Origin of the sequence: Paenibacillus chitinolyticus, assembly GCF_045038035.1 — a bacterium.
Lineage (GTDB): Bacteria > Bacillota > Bacilli > Paenibacillales > NBRC-103111 > Paenibacillus_F > Paenibacillus_F chitinolyticus_A.
The window spans coordinates 1,119,979-1,135,894 of the sequence record NZ_CP173427.1 but is presented as its reverse complement, the minus strand read 5'-3'; the positions used below and the strand labels follow the sequence as shown (position 1 = coordinate 1,135,894).

Annotated in this window: 16 protein-coding genes; 2 read left to right on the top strand and 14 right to left on the bottom strand. The window is 59.2% G+C overall.

Annotated features, from left to right (window positions below):
• Positions 1 to 16: 16 nt before the first annotated feature.
• On the bottom strand, positions 17 to 310 hold the full coding sequence (locus ACI48J_RS05230; protein WP_405082022.1) for a hypothetical protein: 294 nt from the start codon (positions 308 to 310) through the stop codon (positions 17 to 19).
• Between the two features lie 88 nt (positions 311 to 398).
• Between ACI48J_RS05230 and ACI48J_RS05225 the strand changes: the two genes are divergently transcribed.
• Positions 399 to 1,382 (top strand): metal-dependent hydrolase, encoded by a 984-nt coding sequence (locus ACI48J_RS05225; protein ID WP_405082021.1) that lies wholly within the window; start codon positions 399 to 401, stop codon positions 1,380 to 1,382.
• 152 nt (positions 1,383 to 1,534) lie between these two features.
• Here the strand turns inward: ACI48J_RS05225 and ACI48J_RS05220 are convergent, their stop codons facing one another.
• Positions 1,535 to 1,765 carry an alpha/beta-type small acid-soluble spore protein gene (locus tag ACI48J_RS05220; RefSeq protein WP_218228088.1) on the bottom strand — a complete coding sequence of 77 codons (231 nt, stop codon included), beginning with the start codon at positions 1,763 to 1,765 and terminating at the stop codon, positions 1,535 to 1,537.
• 128 nt (positions 1,766 to 1,893) lie between these two features.
• Here ACI48J_RS05220 and ACI48J_RS05215 point away from each other — a divergent pair, with 128 nt between their 5' ends.
• Positions 1,894 to 2,082, top strand: a complete 189-nt coding sequence (locus ACI48J_RS05215; protein WP_326054173.1) for a DUF5325 family protein — start codon at positions 1,894 to 1,896, stop codon at positions 2,080 to 2,082.
• Between the two features lie 55 nt (positions 2,083 to 2,137).
• Here the strand turns inward: ACI48J_RS05215 and trpS are convergent, their stop codons facing one another.
• The 12 genes from trpS to cobJ form a co-directional block, all read right to left on the bottom strand.
• A complete protein-coding gene (trpS, locus tag ACI48J_RS05210; protein ID WP_405082020.1) occupies positions 2,138 to 3,121 on the bottom strand; it encodes a tryptophan--tRNA ligase in 984 nt (327 codons plus the stop codon).
• A gap of 429 nt (positions 3,122 to 3,550) precedes the next feature.
• Complete coding sequence (locus tag ACI48J_RS05205) at positions 3,551 to 4,123, bottom strand: nitroreductase (protein ID WP_405082019.1); 573 nt, start codon at positions 4,121 to 4,123, stop codon at positions 3,551 to 3,553.
• Positions 4,124 to 4,270: 147 nt separating this feature from the next.
• Positions 4,271 to 5,845 (bottom strand): cobyrinate a,c-diamide synthase, encoded by a 1,575-nt coding sequence (locus ACI48J_RS05200; RefSeq protein ID WP_405082017.1) that lies wholly within the window; start codon positions 5,843 to 5,845, stop codon positions 4,271 to 4,273.
• A gap of 30 nt (positions 5,846 to 5,875) precedes the next feature.
• Positions 5,876 to 7,291 carry a cobalamin biosynthesis protein gene (locus ACI48J_RS05195; protein WP_405082016.1) on the bottom strand — a complete coding sequence of 472 codons (1,416 nt, stop codon included), beginning with the start codon at positions 7,289 to 7,291 and terminating at the stop codon, positions 5,876 to 5,878.
• Positions 7,288 to 8,064 (bottom strand): precorrin-4 C(11)-methyltransferase, encoded by a 777-nt coding sequence (cobM, locus tag ACI48J_RS05190; RefSeq protein WP_009673080.1) that lies wholly within the window; start codon positions 8,062 to 8,064, stop codon positions 7,288 to 7,290. The genes ACI48J_RS05195 and cobM overlap by 4 nt, the downstream gene beginning before the upstream one ends.
• Positions 8,061 to 8,837: a precorrin-2 C(20)-methyltransferase gene (gene cobI / locus ACI48J_RS05185; protein ID WP_326054182.1), complete on the bottom strand. Its 777-nt coding sequence runs from the start codon at positions 8,835 to 8,837 to the stop codon at positions 8,061 to 8,063. The genes cobM and cobI overlap by 4 nt, the downstream gene beginning before the upstream one ends.
• Positions 8,834 to 10,090 carry a precorrin-6y C5,15-methyltransferase (decarboxylating) subunit CbiE gene (gene cbiE, locus ACI48J_RS05180; protein WP_405082015.1) on the bottom strand — a complete coding sequence of 419 codons (1,257 nt, stop codon included), beginning with the start codon at positions 10,088 to 10,090 and terminating at the stop codon, positions 8,834 to 8,836. The genes cobI and cbiE overlap by 4 nt, the downstream gene beginning before the upstream one ends.
• A complete protein-coding gene (locus ACI48J_RS05175) occupies positions 10,087 to 11,223 on the bottom strand; it encodes a cobalt-precorrin-5B (C(1))-methyltransferase (RefSeq protein WP_405082014.1) in 1,137 nt (378 codons plus the stop codon). Before ACI48J_RS05175 ends, cbiE begins: the two co-directional genes overlap by 4 nt.
• 10 nt (positions 11,224 to 11,233) lie before the next feature.
• Positions 11,234 to 11,884, bottom strand: coding sequence for a precorrin-8X methylmutase (locus ACI48J_RS05170; RefSeq protein WP_326054188.1), 651 nt, complete (start codon positions 11,882 to 11,884; stop codon positions 11,234 to 11,236).
• Positions 11,884 to 12,663: a precorrin-6A reductase gene (gene cobK / locus ACI48J_RS05165; protein ID WP_405082012.1), complete on the bottom strand. Its 780-nt coding sequence runs from the start codon at positions 12,661 to 12,663 to the stop codon at positions 11,884 to 11,886. The genes ACI48J_RS05170 and cobK overlap by 1 nt, the downstream gene beginning before the upstream one ends.
• A complete protein-coding gene (locus ACI48J_RS05160) occupies positions 12,660 to 13,793 on the bottom strand; it encodes a sirohydrochlorin chelatase (protein ID WP_405082011.1) in 1,134 nt (377 codons plus the stop codon). Before ACI48J_RS05160 ends, cobK begins: the two co-directional genes overlap by 4 nt.
• Before the next feature lie 62 nt (positions 13,794 to 13,855).
• Positions 13,856 to 15,784 (bottom strand): precorrin-3B C(17)-methyltransferase, encoded by a 1,929-nt coding sequence (cobJ, locus tag ACI48J_RS05155; protein WP_405082009.1) that lies wholly within the window; start codon positions 15,782 to 15,784, stop codon positions 13,856 to 13,858.
• Positions 15,785 to 15,916: the final 132 nt, after the last annotated feature.

The following is a 15,916-nucleotide window of genomic DNA, read 5'->3' as shown; positions in this document are numbered from 1 at the left end:
TAGCCGGAATGCCCTTCTACTCATCCGGACCGATGGACCGGAAATGCCAGATGTGCAGTTTTTCCCAGCCGCCTTTAATCCACGGGTGCATACGCCCCCATGTAGGATCTCCGCCGCTGAGACGGACTTCCCGCATACGAATATATTCGTCAGGGGAAACGGGAGTCCATATCTCGACGAACAAGTTAGGCTGGTCTGTCCCTTCCAATAAGGAAAGTTTTACGTTATCCCGGAGTCTTTCCCGCATAAAGGACAGGTAAACCTCGCGCGATTCAGGCAGTATGGCGTATTCAACAAAAACTTTACTCATTTTTCCCCTCCGCTTGATTTAAATTCACACCGAACATGGTAAACTATAATATACCGTCAAAGACAATTCCAGCTTAGGAGGAGAGCCAGTGGATACGGGAACCCATTTAGTCATCGGCTTCGGCCTCGCCGGCTTATCCATGGTGGATCCGGTAGTAGCCTCCAACCCTTCGGTCATGACCGCTGTTTTCATCGGGACCGTATTGGGCTCGCAGGCTCCGGATTTCGATACCCTGCTCAGGTTCAAAAACAATGCCGTGTATATCCGCAATCACCGCGGCATTTCGCACTCTCTGCCGTTCGTTGCTCTTTGGACTCTGCTTATCACAGGTATTCTCGCCCTTATCTTCCGGGGTGTGCCCGTCCTGCATTTGGGAATGTGGGTTTTGATCGCCGTGGCGTTTCATGTCTTTACCGATTTGTTCAACACCTACGGAACGCAGGCCTTCCGGCCTTTTAACCAGAAATGGATATCGTGGAACATTATCCACATTTTCGATCCGTTTATTTTTACCGCTCACCTTGTCGCGATATTTCTATGGGCCGTTCACGCCGCGGAACCCACCTTGATTTTCCCGGTGCTGTACGGGCTGATCGCTCTCTATTACGTATGGCGGACACTCGCCCACTATCTGGTGGAAAAGAAGCTGCCGGTCCAAGACTCCGCACACAAAGCCGGGGATAAATATATGGCCATTCCCACCTATAGTTTAACGGCGTGGAATGTGGTCAAGCAGGGCGAAGACGGCCTGTACACCCTTGGAGACTTGCGAAAAGGAAATCTCCGGTGGATCGATCAGGTCAAATGCGACATCCACCCGGCGGCGGAAGCGTCCAAAAGCCACAAGGACATCCAGGCTTTCCTTTATTTCTCGGGCCATGCGTGCGCTCAGGTGATTGAAAAACCCTGGGGTTATGAAGTAAGATGGAGCGATGTAAGGTATCGGCACCGCAAGCAGTATCCGTTCGTAGCCGTGCTGCTCATGGACCACAGCTACAAGCCGCTCAATTCCTATATCGGCTGGCTCAGCGACGACCGTCTTCAGAAGCGGCTCCGTGTGGACAGCTACTAGAGCGGGGCACAGCATCACTTATGTACGACGCTTAATCCGCGCCGACACCGGCGCGGTTTTGCCGTGTCCGCATCGTCGGGATCACAAGGCAAAGCCCGAGGGACAAGTCCCTCGGGCTCATATGAAGACTGCGCATTACAGTTTCCGCAAGATTAGCGGCCTTGACCTTGACCTGCCAGCTGTTGCTCAGCGATTTGCACCAGACGACGAGTGATGTGTCCACCGATCGCTCCAGTGTCACGAGTAGCCATGTAACCGTAGTAACCATCTTGAGGAATTTGAATGCCGAGTTCTTGAGCTACTTCGTATTTCAATTGTTCCAAAGCTTGGTTAGCTTGAGGTACTACCAGTACGTTGCTGCTGCGAGATTGTCCAGTTCCCATTGGGATCAGACTCCTTTCGGTCAGTTAAGATTCTTGATGTATTTGCAAGCTTGCAAAGATAGTATGTGACGGTTGAAGAATTCTATACGCATCTCAAACAAAAAAACTTTGAAAGCAGGGGATTTTCAATGAGTCGCGGACTCGCACTACTTTTTGCCGTGATCGGCACTCTACTTCTGGCAGGTATCAGCTTCGCCATCGCCCTGAGGGAGCCGCTGCTGGTCGTGCTGTTTATCGTCTTGTCCATCGGTTTCATGGGATTCGGATTCGCTACAAAAGCAAAAATGCGCCGCAAGCGGGAAGCCTCGGGAAAATAACCCGAAGCGCCGCTGCGGCGCTTTTTCTATGCATACGACTCATGGACCGGATGCTTTACAGAAGAACAAAGCCCATCCGTTCTTTAACCTGCCTAATCGTTTCTCCCGCAAGCTCCGACGCTTCGGCCGCTCCCTTGCGGAGCACATCGTAAAGCTCTCCGGATTCGCGGATCTCGCGGTAACGCTTCTGAATCGGCTCCAGCGCCGCCACGACGACTTCGGCGAGATCTTTCTTGAAGGCGCCGTAGCCTTGGCCTTCGTATCTCGCTTCCACCTCGGCTACCGTCATATCGGCACATTGGGAATAGATGCCCATGAGGTTGCTGACTTCCGGCTTGTTCTTAGGATCGAACTTCACTTCGCGGCCCGAGTCCGTCACGGCGCGGCTGAGCTTTTTGCGGATCACCGAAGGCTCATCCAGCATCGCGATGAAGCTGCCGGGGTTCGGATTGCTCTTGCTCATTTTCTTGGATGCATCGTCCAGCGACATGATGCGCGCCCCCACTTCCGGAATATACGGCTCCGGAATCGTGAACGTATCCCCGTAGCGGTGGTTAAACCGGGCCGCCAGGTCGCGCGTAAGCTCCAGGTGCTGCTTCTGATCCTCGCCTACCGGAACGAGGTCCGCGTTGTACAGCAGGATGTCCGCCGCCATCAGCGAAGGGTACGTGAACAGCCCGGCGCCGACAGATTCCTTACCGGCCGACTTGTCTTTGAACTGGGTCATCCGTTCCAGTTCGCCGATGTAAGTCAGCGTCGTCAGGAGCCATCCCAGCTCGGCATGCTCCTTGACCGTGGACTGCAGGAAGACGCTGGCTTTGGCAGGATCGATCCCGCAGGCCAGATAAAGCGCCGCTACCGATTCCGTCTGTTCTTTCAATGCGGCCGGGTCCTGAGGAACCGTGACGGCATGAAGATCCACGATCATGAAATAACATGGATGCTCGTTCTGGAGTTTAACAAAGTTGCGAAGGGCTCCGATATAGTTGCCGAGCGTTAATTGACCGCTTGGCTGAATGCCCGAGAGTACGCGTTTCATGACAAAACCTCCTGTTTGGATCTGAATTGGATTAGAAAATAAACGCAAAAAAGGCCTCTCGTTGAAGGGACGAGAGACCGCGGTGCCACCCTTATTCGTTTGTCCGCTTGCAGGTACCGGATCTAAACCGCGCACCGCAAAAAGAACAAACCTTCGTCTCCGATAACGGGGAGAAAGCCGTTTCCGTATACTGGGAAAGCTCCATGCGGCTTAAAAAAGCAGCTGGTTCCATGAACCGTCATCGCCGGTCCGCTTTCCGTTCCACTTTAAGCTCGGGGATCCATTCGGCCTGCATGTTCCGCCGGTTCACACCACCCACCGGCTCTCTGTACGGAACGTATGCCGCTTACTTGTTCCCGTCTTCGCGTTGATTGCATCGATTTTTATTTATTATACCCCGTTTGCTCTTAATGTCAACGACAGCGAAAACTACAGCCAGGTCGTTTTCTCTTCATAAGGGGTTCTTGCCGTAGGTTTCGCAGGCTCTGCCGGGTGACCGATAAAAAGAGTCCCGACGACCTTCCGGTTCTCGGGCGAACCGATAAACTCGTGCATGCGCCCGTCATGGACCAGCCCCACTCCCCGGGTTCGCCAAACAAGGCCCAAGCCCATCTCCTCGGCCGTAAGCCACATGCCGTATATCGCGCAGGCGGCCGCATATTCGTTGTCGCGGCTGGAAGGTTCGTCGCCGGGAATGACGTCCGCAGTCACGACGATGACGAGCGGCACGCCTTTGACGGCCTTCATCGTCTCTTCCACCAGATGCGGCTTGGTCGGAAATCTTTCCGTCAGAAAAGCTTCGGCAGCAGCCTCATAGCGTACCTTGGCTTCTCCCTGGATGACGTAAAAATGCCAGGGCTCTCTGAGCCTGTCGTTAGGCGCTGTAACGGCCGCTTGCAAAAGCGTGCGGATATCCTGCTCCTCGACCGGATGTTCCGTGTACCCGCGCACGGCACGCCTTTTGTTCAGCAGGTCCAGAATAGATGCTGCGGCTGTAGTCATGAATGTTGCACCTCCGAAAAAGTTTGGATTACAGGTAACTTCGGCATGTCAGTAATTCCTTGAAATCGTTCGGTATGGCTCAAAACAGCAAGCTGAAACCGTCTCTTCTCGCATAGGCAAAATCATCCGGGAATTTGGACCGGGCTGTTAAACATGGCCGTCCCGCATCTTCCGGAAAAGAAGGCATTTCTCGATCCATCTGCGCGGCATATCGGGATTGGAAGCGAAATGAAGATGGGTATACCCCGATACGAGGCTCCCGTTAAGCGCCCCCTCTTCCTTCGATCCGCGCATTCCCTTCGTTTTGTACGCGGGCGGGAGCGTCGCAGACGCCGCAGGCTCGAAAACGGAATAATGGAATTCGTGCCCTCTCGCCGTATCGCCCGGACCGAGCAGGAAATTCCCTTCCGTCCCCGTCGCTTCCCTGTAGCCTAACGCCGCAAGCTTGTTCTGCATAGTCACCTTGCCCGGAACGAGGCCGAGCATCGGATACTGCCTGCCGGAGGTGTCCACGATCGCGTCGGTCAGGAACATATACCCGCCGCACTCCGCCAAGGTCGGCAGACCCGATCCGATGCCCTCGGCGATGGACCGCTTCATCTCCCGAAGCTCCGCCAGGCGCTCGGCAAACTCCTCCGGGAAGCCTCCTCCCAGGTAGAGCCCGTCAACACCGGCGGGCAGCTTCTCTCCGGCAAGCGGAGAGAAATAAACGAGCTCCGCCCCGTAAGCTTGAAGCAGTTCCAGATTTTCCGGGTAGTAGAAATGGAAAGCCGCGTCTTTGGCGACCGCGATACGCACTCGGGGTTCCGCCCGGCGGACCGTATCCGCAGCCGCATCCGCGTCCGCGCCTGTCGGCAGGCTGCGCGGCGCCTCCGATGCCGTGCCGCCTCCATCCGCTTCCTGCGGCCGGAAGATCCGGGCAGACGCTTCCAGCGGCTCCGTATCGGCAGCCTGCAAGAGCCTCTCCAAATCCGTGTGAGCGGAAATGCGCTCCGCCAGCTGCGAGAAGAACGGCGACAGCTCGCCCCGGCCGATGGACGGAACCAGCCCCAGATGACGCTCCGGCATCGCCAGTTTCTCGTCCCGCAGCATGTAGCCGATTACCGGGACCCCGCACTCCTGCTCGATAGCGTCCCGCACGATCCGGTAATGCCCCTCGCTGCCGACCAGATTGGCGAAAACCCCGGCGATCCTGACCCGCGGGTCCAGAAGCTGGAAGCCTTTCACGATGGCGGCCGCGCTGCGTGCCATGCTTTTGCAGTTCACGACCAGAATGACCGGGCAATCAAGCAGCAGGCTGATTTCGGCCGAGCTGCCTTCGTTCGTCTTCGGGTTTTTGCCGTCATAAAAACCCATTACGCCTTCGATGACGGCGATGTCGGCGTCCCGGGACGCCCGGCAGTAAATCTCGCGTACGGTTTCCGCCGGAAGCATCCAGCTGTCCAGATTGCGGGACAGACGGCCCGTAACCGCGGTGTGATAGGTCGGATCGATATAATCCGGACCGCACTTGAAGCCTTGTACGGACAAGCCTCTCGCTTTCAAGGCGGCCATAACGCCGATCGTGACCGTCGTCTTGCCTACGCCGCTGCCCGTTCCTGCGATGAGGAGACGCTTAGCCCGGCTGACGATCGGACCGCCCGCATCCGGGACAAAATCTGCGGCAGACGTTTCCGCCGTTCCGGAGAGGACTCCCGGTTCTTTTTCCTGCTCAGCAGCCATCTCTGCCCCTCTCTTTCCATGTGCCGTTATTCACTGGGGAAGCTCTTTGGTGAACGTCTGAATGCCGACTGAAATCGTTACGTTTCCCGATTTTTTCTTCACAAGGGCCAGGGGGACGGAGCCGCCGATGTATCTTCGGACGGCAGGCTCGCTGACCCCGTAAGCGCCCGTATATTTGAACACGGTAGGAGACGGCTGATTCATCGGCATTTCGTTCAGCTCCTCCGGCGTATAAGTGACCAAAGGCCAGCCATACTTGCCGCACACGGCCAAAAGCCCTTCCTCGTCCGCTTTCAGGTTGATGGTACACACCGTCTTGACGCTGCGGATCGAAAAATCCAATTCGGCCAGCGTGGAGGCGATCACTTCCTCGATCTCTTCCGCGGGCGTTCCCCGGTTGCAGCCTATGCCGAGTACGATCACCTTCGGCCGGTAAAGGACGCCGTTGCTCAGAATCGCCTGCTCGGCCGATGACAGCAGCCGGTGCGTGACGACGAGCACCGCATGCGGCCCCGCTTCCAGCGCCTCTTGCACACTGCCGTAGCTGCGGATATTCGGCGGAACGGGGGTGTCCAGAGTCCACCAGCCCGGCTCCCCGGATTCGATGACGACGGCGACCTGCTCTTCGTTGACTACCGAAGCGCTGACCGGAGTCAGTTTGTCGGCGGATTCCCACTCCCAGCCGAACCGGCGGCCGAATAAATCGACGGCGATCGTTTTCTGGACATCCGAAGCCGTCGTGATGACCGCCCGGGCCCCCATCGCGGCGGCGACTTCACGGGCCAGCTCGTTGGCGCCGCCCAAATGTCCGGACAGAACGCTGATGACATGCTCCCCTTTATCGTCGATAACGACGATGCCCGGGTCTTTTTTCTTGTCCTGCAGCAGCGGGGCAATCATGCGTACGACGGCGCCGAGCGAGATGATGCAAATGATCCCTTTGTACGCGGGAAATAACGCGGGAAACAGCATCCTGACGCTGCCTTCGAAGAGCTGGATGCCCGAGTAGAGGCTGCTTGCTGTGCCGGGTCCAGCCGCTCCGACCGAGGCCGCGCCTGGCACGGTACGAGCTGTGAGGGCTGCCGCGGAAACGGCTTCGCCGCCTGAAGAAACCGCGGCGTCTGCGGCTGTACCGTCAGTTACGGTATCGGCAGCGGATACTGCCGCGTTTGCGGCTTCCGCCCGGGCCGATGCCTCGGCTCCAGTCTCGCCGGAATCCGCGGTCCGGCCCCCGTCTGGGCTTGCGGACGCTAATCCCTCCGCGCTGTCGGCAGAGACAACGTCCTCATCCCCGCGCGCGAACTTGCTCATGTAATACACGTCCACGCCGCCGAAAGACCGGAGCAAGCCGCGGGCAAGCTCCACTCCGTGCTTCGTGATGGCGATAACCGCGTAATCGGAGCGTACCCGGATTTCCGGCACGATTCCTTCCTGGAGGGAAATCATGGCTTCACCCCGCGGCGGTAGCGGTGCGTAAACGATTTGTCGTACAGCTTGGAGCGGTATTCCTTGTCGTGGATATGAGGGTCCAGCGCCCAGCCGGCAAGAATCATCGCATGGGAGCGAATCCCGTTGCTGCGCATATCCGCTTCCAGATTCTCCACCGTCGTGCGGACGATCAGCTCGTCGGGCCAGGTTGCTTTCTGAACGACGGCTACCGGCGTATCCTTGCTCCAGCCCGCTTCCAGCAGGTCTCCGACGACCTTTTTGACCAGAGTTGCGCTTAAATACAAAGCCAGGGTGCAGTGATGCTTGGCCAGCTCACGGAGCTGCTCGGCTTCCGGTACCGGCGTTCTGCCCTCCGCCCGCGTCAGAATGAGCGTCTGGGTGAGGTCCGGGATCGTAAGTTCCGCCTGAAGCGCTGCGGCGGCCCCGAATACCGAGCTTACGCCCGGAATGATTTCTACGGGAACGCCGGCTTTTTTGAGCAGAGTCATCTGTTCCATAATCGCTCCGTACACGGCCGGATCGCCCGTATGAACACGCGCGACCAGCTTTCCTTCCTCCACCCGCTTGATCATAAGGGCGACCATTTCGTCCAGCTCCATGCCCGCGCTTTTGAGCACCTCGGCCTCGGGTTTGGCCCGCGCGATCAGGTCGTCGTTGACAAGCGAGTCCGTATACAGGACAACATCGGCTTCCTGCAGCAGACGAAGCCCTTTTACCGTGATCAGATCGGGATCTCCGGGCCCCGCGCCGATAATAACCACACGGCTCATTTTCTCACCACCATCAAAGTCAGATATTCAAGCTGCCGGCCCTGGAGTTCCCGCACGTCAAGCCAGACGGACTCTTCGGCGGACGTCACTTTCGTGAGCACGGCCGCTTTGTCCGTAAGACCGAGGTCCCCGAGCACTTGCAGCATAAGATCGATTACTTTCGCCACCTTGATAAACACGACGCAGTCGTGCTCTTCGATCGCCTCCCGGACCGCCCCGTAATCGTCCGTTGCCGGAACGATGGCGATCCGCTCGTCTCCGTCGGCCAGCGGAATGCCGAGCCGGGATGCCGAGGCGTTGACGGAAGAAATGCCAGGGACCGATACGGTTTTCGCTTCGGGATGACGCTGCTTGAGAAAACGCATCATATGGATAAACGTGCTGTAAAGCATGGGATCGCCCTCCGTAAGAAACGCGACGTCCCGGCCCGCGGCCAGATGTTCCCATACGGCATCCACCGTCTTGTTCCAGCTTTTTTCGAGGGCTTCCCGGTCTTTCGTCATCGGAAAAGTAAGCCCCAGCATTTCCTTCGCCGTCGTATCGACGTAAGTCTCCGCAATCTTCAGCGCGTAGCTCTGGGCGCCGCTTTTTTTGCGCGGGTACGCGATTACCGGGGACTGCTTGAGAATGCGGAACGCTTTAACGGTCAGAAGCTCAGGGTCCCCCGGACCGACTCCAAGCCCGTACAAGGTTCCTGTCCCGCTTGATTCCGCATGTTCCGCGGGTTGCCCGGAACCGGTCGCACGGGTACTGCTTGCTGCATATTCACTCATGTGGCTGTGTCTCCTTTTTGTACAGGTATGTCGGATGTGTCGTTGATCTCCTCGGGAGGGTGCGAGGCGGTCACGATATAGACCGGATTCAGCGCGTCAAACCGCGTCAGCTGCAAAATCGGCTTGCTCCGCGAAATCTGGAGAAGCTGGATGTCCGTCCGCATCCCTTCTTCGGCAAAAGCGCGCATGGCGTCGCTTAAATTTTCGATGGTAACGGCATTGAGCACAATGCGGCCCTCTTTCTTCAGACGCGAAGCGCAGATGCGCAGGAGTTCTCTCATCTCTCCGCCGGTACCGCCGATGAAAATCGCATCGGGATCGGGGAACGCCTCCAGTCCTTCAGGCGCCCTTCCGTGCACGGCCGTCAGATCGACCCGGAAACGCCGCGCGTTTTCATGGCAGTTGGCGAGATCTCCCTCGTTTTTTTCGATGGCAAAAACCGCCCCCTCGCGGGCGATCCTTCCCGCCTCGATGGCAACGGAGCCGGTACAGGTCCCGATGTCCCACACCACGCTGTTTGGCCGGAGAGCGAGCTGGGCAAGACTCAGCACGCGCACCTCGCGTTTGGTGATCAGCCCTTTGTCCGGCTTGCGCTGGGCGAACTGCTCATCGGGAATGCCGAGCGGCCAGACCGGTGAAGGGCCCGTGCGCTTCAGCACCACCAGGTTAAGCGGAGCGCACTCGGTACGCGCAAGCTGCTCCAGCTCGTACCAGCCCGTGCGCTCGGCGGCCCCGCCGGCATTCTCGGCTACGAAAGCGCGGTATTCGGTCATGCCGTACTCGAGCAGATAAGAGGCGATAGCGGCCGGGGTATTGTGCTCGTCCGTCAGCAGCGCCACCTTCGGCCTGCCGTCGATGCGCTGCGCGAGGCCCTTGATGCTGCGGCCGTGCAGGGACACGACGTGCGCGTCCTGCCAGCTCTCGCCCATCCGGGCGAAAGCAAGCTGGAGCGAGCTCAAATACGGATACAGCTCCACCCGGAGCTTACGCGCCAGCAGGGAGCCGATGCCGTAGAACAGGGGGTCGCCCGAAGCAAGCACGACAACCGACCGTTCCTCTGCCGCAAGCTCGTCCGTCATTGCCGACAAGCCGCCTTTCAGGACCTTCTTCTCCCCCCGGTAATCCGGAAAAAAAGCCAGGTGGCGCTCCCCTCCGACCAGCACCTCGCTTTTCTCGATCCACTGCCGGTACGCCGGGAGCAGGCTTTCCGCCCCGTTGTCCCCTATCCCGATCACTTTAATGGGTTTGTTCACTTGTCTTTCCCCTTTCCGTATAAAACAGCCTGACCCAGAAGCTGGGCTTTCATGGAGATCAGGAACGTTTCAATGGCGACAGATCCGTCGTTCTCCCGCGCCGCCTGCTCCATTCCCATTTCCTTCAAGCTTTCCCGGCAGCAGCGGCTGCTCATTTCCTCGAAGAAGGCCGTCAGGCCCAGCTCCTGCATCCGGTCCCCTACCTGGGAAGCCGTGTTGGCCGAGAGCACCTCGCCGATGAGCTCCGCATCCGCGCCGGCCGCTTCCGTAAGCTCGGCCAGAAATCCGAAATCCACCGGGGCGCTTTTGGAATGGACCATCATGACGCCCTGCGCCAGCTTGGAGAACTTGCCCATCATGCCGACGAGCGTAATCTTCTTCACGCCTTGGCTCCGGCATTGCTTCAAAGCGAAGCCGACAAAGTCCCCCATCTCGACAAAAGCTTCTTCGGGCAGCCCGGGATACAGGTCGATGCCGAACTTCTCCGAACGTCCTCCGGTCGAGAGCACAATGTGCTCGCAGCCGCAGCGTACGGCGACCCGGATCGCCTGGGCCACGCTCGCTTTGTACGCCGACGTGGAAAAAGGGACGACGGTTCCCCGCGTTCCCAGAATAGAAATGCCGCCGATAATCCCCAGACGGCCGTTCAATGTTTTCTTCGCGATTTCCTCGCCGTCCGGAACGGAAACGACTACTTGAACGCCGCGGTCGGAACCGTAAGCGTTCAAGACGTCTTCTACCGCTTCCCGGATCATTTTGCGCGGAACGGGGTTGATCGCCGCCTCGCCGACCGGAACGGGCAGACCCGGCTTCGTGACCCGGCCTACTCCGATTCCGCCGTCGATAACGATCCCGGGTTCGGAGAGCCACTTCACCTCGGTAATAATCCGGGCGCCGTGAGTCGCATCGGGGTCGTCCCCCCCGTCTTTGACCGTTTCGGCGGAAGCCGATTCCTCTCCGACGGAGCAGGCCGTCATCGTGAACGTGACGACCTCCCCGATCGGCAGCCGGATCGTCGCTTCGCTTTGCGGCTCCTGCTCGATCAGCGCGGTCAGAGCCGCCTTGGCCGTAGCCGCGGCACAGGAGCCTGTCGTGTAGCCGTGGCGGAGCGGTTTGGCTGCCTGCTCTTCCATAGGCGTAAGCTTACCCCCGCTTCTCTGCCATCAGAGACAGCGCATTGACTGCCGCCACGGCGACCGGACTGCCTCCTTTGCGGCCGATATTCGTAATGAACGGCACGTCGAGCTGAAGCAGTTCTTCTTTGGATTCCGCCGCGGATACGAAACCGACCGGAACGCCTACGATGAGGCCCGGGCGCGCTTCGCCTTCCTTGACCAGACGGATCAGCTCCAGCAAAGCCGTAGGAGCATTCCCGATGGCGAAAATCCCGCCTTCCGCTTCACGGATCGCCTTGCGGACCGAAATGATCGCGCGTGTCGTGTTCAGTCTTTTGGCCTCTTCCATCACGTCCGGATCGGAGATGTAAACGTTGACCCTGCCGCCGAATTTCTCGATGCGGGGTTTGCTGATCCCCACCTGCACCATCTGAACGTCCGCCACGACCGTACGGCCCGCCCGGATCGCTTCAATTCCGGCTTCTATGGCGCGGGGATGAAAAACAAGGCTTCGGCCCAGCTCGAAATCGGCCGATGCGTGAATGACCCGCTGTACGACCGGATACTGCTCCTCCGTAAAGTCATGAGGACCCAGCTCCTCCGTAATCATTTCGAAGCTCTTCGCTTCGATCTCCTGCGGCTGAACCGTCAGCGGTTTAAATTCGGTACGAAAGTCCATTAGGTAGATACCTCCTGCAAAAGATCGGCGGCCGCTTTCAGCACGCCCTCATAATCGGAAAAATGAATGCCGTATTCCAGGCCCGGACGGCCGATCACGATCGTCTCGATCCCCATCTCCAGAGCCGCTTCCAGCTTCTCGTCCACAGCGCCGACTTTTCCGCTTTCTTTGGTAATCATCAGCGTCACGCCGTAATGCGCATAGAGCGCCTTGTTCAATTCCTTGGAAAAAGGACCCTGCATCGCCACGATATTGCGCTGCTCGATCCCCAGCTCCTCGCACTTCACCATATTGTCAAGACGCGGGAGCATGCGGGCGACGAGCCTCACGTCAGGCAGCCCGCCGAGACGCCGGGCAAAAATATGCAGCGTCTTGCTGCCCGTCGTCAGCATGACAACACCGCCGCGAACGGCCGCCAGCTCGGCGGCGTGCGCGTAATCGTCCGCAAACACGATGCCGGGCCGGACCTGCAGGTCCGACCCTTCGCGTTCGTAGCGGACGTACGGCACAGCCGCCGCTTTCGACGCCGCCATGGCGTTGCGCGAGGCTTCCTCCGCGAAGGGATGGCTCGCGTCTACGACGAGCGAGACCTCTTCGCGCCGGATGAGCGCCGCCAGGGCTTCGGCGTCGAGGCGACCGACGGCGGCGGCGATGCCGGCGTCGGTCAGGCTCTTGGCGGCGCTGTCGGTGACGACCGTCGCCAGCACGCGGTGCCCGGCCTGCGCCAGCAGCACCGCGAGCTCGCGGGCGTCGCTCGTGCCGGCCAGGAGGAGGATCATCGTCCTCCCTCCTGGCCGCCCGCGCCTGCGGCTACAGGGCCCGTCGCGGACTGGGACGCCGCTGCCCGCTGGGACGCTTCGCCGCCGGCCTCGCTTGCGGCAGGGCGGTCGTCCGCGTGGTTATGCGCGTGATCGTGAGCGTGATCATGCCCGTGATCGTGAGTGTGCGGTTCCTCTCCGTGCGCATGGTCGTGACCGTGGCTATGCGCATGCTCGTGATCATGATGCTCGTGGCCGTGATCATGATCGTGCGCATGTCCGTGATCGTGATCATGATGGTGCCCGTGGTGATGATCGTGATCGTGGTCGTGATGATGGTGGTGATCAATATGTTTCATCGCTTCCAGACGGAAGGAGCACATGTCGCAGTTCATCTTCACCTCGTCCTGAAGCGCCTCGCCCGCGCGGTCGCGGAGAATGCCGCCAAGAATCGGATCCAGGCCGAAATAATCGGTCATCTCGAACGTACAATCGGGATAGCGCAAGGAGAAGTCAAGCAGCATGCCTTCCATCCGTTTGATCAGAATCCCCGTAAAAAGAAAATAAGGAAGCACGATCACTTTCTTCGCGCCCAATCTCAGGCAGCGTTCGATGCCGTTCTCCAGCAGCGGCGCCGTTACGCCGATAAATGCCGTTTCGACCCAGGGAACCTGGAGCTTTTCCCAAAGCAGGCGGGAAATTTTGAACAGCTCGCTGTTCGCATCGGGATCGCTGCTTCCGCGTCCGACGACCAGCACGGCGGTATCCCCCGGCGTTTCCTCGCGGAACCGGTCCGCCCCGCCCAGCCTTGCCGTCATGATGTCGACTACGCCTTCATGTACGCCGATCGGCCGACCGTAAATGAACTGCACGCCCGGGTAACGCTCTTTCGCTTCGTCAATGGCAGCCGGAATATGAATTTTGGCATGACCGGCGGAAAATAAAATGATCGGCACCACGGCAATCCGGGTGGCCCCTCTGTTGACGCAAGTCTGTATCCCTTGCGAAATGGTCGGTTTTTCAAGCTCCAGAAAACAGGTTTCGATAATGGCCTGATCCATCGTTTCGGCGAGCCGGCTTACAAACGCGCGAACCTCGCTGTTCCCTTCCGCGTCACGGCTTCCGTGACCTACAAACAGTACCGCATCCATCGGTTCTGCCTCCTTTTTTTGTATCCCTGTATTGAAAAGAACTCCTCGTGTTTACGGGTTCGTTAATCTCCGCACAAAGCGTTTTCGATTTGAAAAGCGGGGACTTCCCGGTGCCGGTAACCCTCCAGCTCTTTTACGCGGGCAAAAAACTTATGGAACCGTTCGTTCGGGTGCCCTTCGTTCCGGTATCGGGTGACGATCCGCTCTATGGTCTCGACCAGCTTGTCCGGCTCGATGCCTTCCGCAACGGGCTGCGCCGCGTGGGCATTGCGGCCGACCGTTTTTCCCCCGAGGAACAGATCAAACTTCTCCCGGCGGTACACGATGCCGATATCTTCCTTCACCGCGCCGTAGCAGGCCATGCCGCAGCCGTTGAAACCGATTTTCATCTCTTTGGGCACGGCCGCTCCTCCCAGAAGATCGTGAAGCTCCTCCGCATACGGCACGGCGTCGCCCTTGTCCATATTGCAGAAGTCGCAGGCTTTGATCTGGACCACATCGCCGACCGGAGCCAGCAGAAGGCCTTCTCCGCGAAGCCGTTTCGTTACGGAATCGGGATCATCGGTCCGCAGCTTGACAAGCAGCTGATGATGGGGGGTATACTCCATCGTTCCTGTATCGCCTACAGCGTCCGCGAGGACCATCAGCTGCTTGGCGGTGAGGTTTTTGTTCGCGAGCCCGGGGCTGACGGCGAACTCGAGAATGGCCTGCTGGCGGAAAAATCCGCCTGGGGAAGCGGAGGGAGCCGTTCCGCCGGGCTCGCCCGTCACGAGACGGAGCGCCTCTTCCGCAAGCTCGTACGCGGTAGGAGCCGAAACGGCGACGGAAGCCGCAGGTGCGGCAGGCGGACGTACGGCGACCGCAACCGACGAGTCCCCGTACTCCCCGGCCCCCGAAGACGCGGGCTTATCGTACGCGGACCGTATCCCGGCCGCTTGTATGCGGATCGGCGAATCTTCGCGGTCGTAGTCGTCGGCAGTACCGGTCCCTTCGGCTTCGGGGCTGTATTCGCCGTAGCCGTCATCCCCGTACTCGTCCTCGTCGAAGAAGGAGGGCAGACCGGTACGGCCGGCTTCCTGCTGCTCCGCGGACCGCAAAGCGGCACCGGGCTGTCCGGGCTGTCCCGGCAGGGCCGCCTCCGTTTCCGCGCCGGTTTCCGCCTCCTGCTCCAAAGCCCACGGCTCGGCTTCCCGCCGGAGACGCTCATGAGGACGCAGGGGCTGAATATCGCTGTCCAGCGTATATTTGCGCTGGTAGCCCCTCGGCGTAATCATGAGCCCCTCGTAGTTGCGGGTCGCGGAGTTGCCGATGATCACCGTCGTGAGCATGCCGATGTCATGCTCCAGCATCTCCGCAAGCGTCGTCAGCACGACGTGCTCCCTGTCGCGGTAGGCGCTTTTGACGATACCCACCGGAGTATCGGGAGAGCGGTGTTTCAGCAAAATCTGCTGCGTCTCCACAATCTGGCGTGTTCTCCTGCCGCTCCGCGGGTTGTACAGCGCGATGACGAAATCGGCGGAGGCGGCCGCTTCGACTCTGCGCCGGATGAGATCCCACGGCGTCAGGTGGTCGCTGAGGCTGATCGTGCATGCGTCGTGCATGACGGGAGCTCCAAGCAGCGAAGCGCACGAGTTGATCGCCGAGATGCCGGGCACGATTTCGACTTCCACGCCATCGCTCGGCTTCCACCCTTTCTCGATCAGCACCTCGTACACGAGACCCGCCATGCCGTAGACGCCCGCATCGCCGCTGGATATAACGGCCACCTTACGCCCGGCCTCCGCCTGTCTGACGGCTTCCTGCGCACGGCTCACTTCCTCGGTCATGCCCGTACGCACGACCTGTTTGCCGTCGATCAGGCTGCGTATCAGATCCACGTAAGTGTTATAGCCAATAATGACTTCGCTTTCCGAAATCGCCTCGCGCGCGCGTTTTGTAATATGGGCTTCGTCCCCGGGGCCAAATCCGATGATAAGCAGTTTACCGGCCATTCCCATTCCTCCTCTTCCTGTAAAAAAAGCTCCGGCGCTTACGTTGAACAACCGTTCAAGCAGTCCGGCCTTCCTGTCCGCTTCGTACAGGTGGCCTCCTATATGCACGGGGGTGCGCCTTCCGGCGGCCTG

What these genes read in the sequence shown, in the direction of transcription:
- ACI48J_RS05230 (WP_405082022.1), bottom strand. Translation starts at nt 310, where the DNA reads ATGAGTAAAGTTTTTGTTGAATACGCCATACTGCCTGAATCGCGCGAG.
- ACI48J_RS05220 (WP_218228088.1), bottom strand. Translation starts at nt 1,765, where the DNA reads ATGGGAACTGGACAATCTCGCAGCAGCAACGTACTGGTAGTACCTCAA.
- ACI48J_RS05215 (WP_326054173.1), top strand. Translation starts at nt 1,894, where the DNA reads ATGAGTCGCGGACTCGCACTACTTTTTGCCGTGATCGGCACTCTACTT.
- trpS (WP_405082020.1), bottom strand. Translation starts at nt 3,121, where the DNA reads ATGAAACGCGTACTCTCGGGCATTCAGCCAAGCGGTCAATTAACGCTC.
- ACI48J_RS05205 (WP_405082019.1), bottom strand. Translation starts at nt 4,123, where the DNA reads ATGACTACAGCCGCAGCATCTATTCTGGACCTGCTGAACAAAAGGCGT.
- ACI48J_RS05200 (WP_405082017.1), bottom strand. Translation starts at nt 5,845, where the DNA reads ATGGCTGCTGAGCAGGAAAAAGAACCGGGAGTCCTCTCCGGAACGGCG.
- ACI48J_RS05195 (WP_405082016.1), bottom strand. Translation starts at nt 7,291, where the DNA reads ATGATTTCCCTCCAGGAAGGAATCGTGCCGGAAATCCGGGTACGCTCC.
- cobM (WP_009673080.1), bottom strand. Translation starts at nt 8,064, where the DNA reads ATGAGCCGTGTGGTTATTATCGGCGCGGGGCCCGGAGATCCCGATCTG.
- cobI (WP_326054182.1), bottom strand. Translation starts at nt 8,837, where the DNA reads ATGAGTGAATATGCAGCAAGCAGTACCCGTGCGACCGGTTCCGGGCAA.
- ACI48J_RS05175 (WP_405082014.1), bottom strand. Translation starts at nt 11,223, where the DNA reads ATGGAAGAGCAGGCAGCCAAACCGCTCCGCCACGGCTACACGACAGGC.
- ACI48J_RS05170 (WP_326054188.1), bottom strand. Translation starts at nt 11,884, where the DNA reads ATGGACTTTCGTACCGAATTTAAACCGCTGACGGTTCAGCCGCAGGAG.
- cobK (WP_405082012.1), bottom strand. Translation starts at nt 12,663, where the DNA reads ATGATCCTCCTCCTGGCCGGCACGAGCGACGCCCGCGAGCTCGCGGTG.
- ACI48J_RS05160 (WP_405082011.1), bottom strand. Translation starts at nt 13,793, where the DNA reads ATGGATGCGGTACTGTTTGTAGGTCACGGAAGCCGTGACGCGGAAGGG.
- cobJ (WP_405082009.1), bottom strand. Translation starts at nt 15,784, where the DNA reads ATGGCCGGTAAACTGCTTATCATCGGATTTGGCCCCGGGGACGAAGCC.